Origin of the sequence: Bradyrhizobium sp. CSA112 (assembly GCF_029051645.1) — a bacterium.
Classification (GTDB): domain Bacteria; phylum Pseudomonadota; class Alphaproteobacteria; order Rhizobiales; family Xanthobacteraceae; genus Bradyrhizobium.
This window is the reverse complement of the sequence record NZ_JAACFS010000101.1, coordinates 1-1,436: the sequence shown is the minus strand read 5'-3', so window position 1 is coordinate 1,436 and position 1,436 is coordinate 1. Positions and strand designations below refer to the sequence as shown.

Sequence of the window (1,436 nt, the reverse complement as noted above, 5' to 3'; positions counted from 1 at the left end):
ACACGCTCGGCTCGCCCGACAGCTCGAGGCGAAGCGCCAGGGTGTTGACGAAGAAGCCGATCAACCCTTCGATCTCGCGCCGGCCGCGATTGGCGCTCGGCACGCCGATCACAAGGTCGTCCTGCCCCGATAGACGCGCCAGCACCGCCGCCCAGGCCGCCAGCACCGTCATGAACAACGTCGTGCCATGCTGCCGGCTCAGCCGCTTCAGCCCCCGCGTCAGATCCGCATCGATGACGATCGGAACACTGGCCCCGGCAAACGACGGCTGGGCCGGCCGCGGCCGGTCCGTCGGCAGCGCCAGACGGGCCGGAGCACCGGACAGGGTGTCGCGCCAATACTGCGCCTGCTTCTGCAGCCGTTCCCCCGACAGCCACTGCCGTTGCCAGGCGGCATAATCCGGATATTGGATTGCCAGCGGCGGCAAAGGATCGTCCTGTCCAGCCTCAAACGCCCGGTAAAGCTGACTGAGTTCACGCACCAGCACGCCCAGCGACCAGCCGTCCGAGACGATGTGATGCTGGGTCAGCAGGAAGACGTGTTCCTCATCCGACATCCGGATCAGACGCCCGCGGATCAGCGGCCCGCGCGCAAGATCGAACGGCGTGCCTGCCTCTTCATGGCACAGCTCCAGAAGCGCCGCCTCAGCATCCGGCCGGCCCCGCAGATCGTGCTCGAGCACCGGCAGCCCCGCATCCGCCGGCAGAACCTCAACCCGGGGCTTGCCCTCCGGTGCGACAAAGACACTGCGCAGCGCCTCGTGACGGGCAAACAAACGGTCAAGGCTGCGCTGCCAGGCGCTGCGGTCGAGCGCCCCACGCAGCCGCCACGCCAGCGGAATGTGGTAGGTCGTGCTGCTCTCGTCCAGCTGCGCCAAAAACCACAGCCGCTGCTGCGCAAACGATGGTACTAGGACGCTTTTGCGTCCGACCTTTGGTAGCAACGTAGTTTCTCGGCTGCCAGTCCGGCTTCTCTCTTTGGCAAGTGAAAAAAGCTCAGTTAGGCTTTCTGCGTCCAGTTCTTCCAATCCGGATCTAATCAAATCTGTCATTTCTAGACTCCAGAAAGAGCAGCTTCTCTAGAGTCCAGAGAGAGCAACTTCAGAAGCTCTTGGCGATCAAACTCTTGTTCGATCAAAGTGATCGAAGTTGCGCGAGCCAGATCCGCCAGCACCGGTTTGGCAAACAGCGTCGACAGCGGCAGTTCCACGCCAACAGCCCGCGACAGCCGGCTCAAGAGCTGCACCGCCAGGAGCGAGTGGCCGCCCAGTTCGAAGAAGTGGTCGTGGCGGCCGACCCGCTCGACACCCAGAAGCTCCGCCCAGATCTCGGCCAGCGCCGTCTCGATCTCGCCTTGCGGCCGCTCATAGGCGCGATGCGCATAGGCATCATCTTCCGGCGCCGGCAGCGCCTGGCGGTCGAGCTTGCCGTTCACCG

The 1,436-nt window shown here is 64.3% G+C and carries 2 protein-coding genes; both read right to left on the bottom strand.

Annotated features, from left to right (window positions below; genetic code table 11):
- Nucleotides 1–877: condensation domain-containing protein (locus GWE18_RS41835; protein ID WP_275191292.1), on the bottom strand; the 877-nt coding region annotated here is incomplete at its 3' end.
- A 176-nt stretch (nucleotides 878–1,053) separates the two neighbouring features.
- A partial coding sequence (locus GWE18_RS41830; protein ID WP_275191291.1) for a phosphopantetheine-binding protein occupies nucleotides 1,054–1,436 on the bottom strand: 383 nt, incomplete at its 5' end.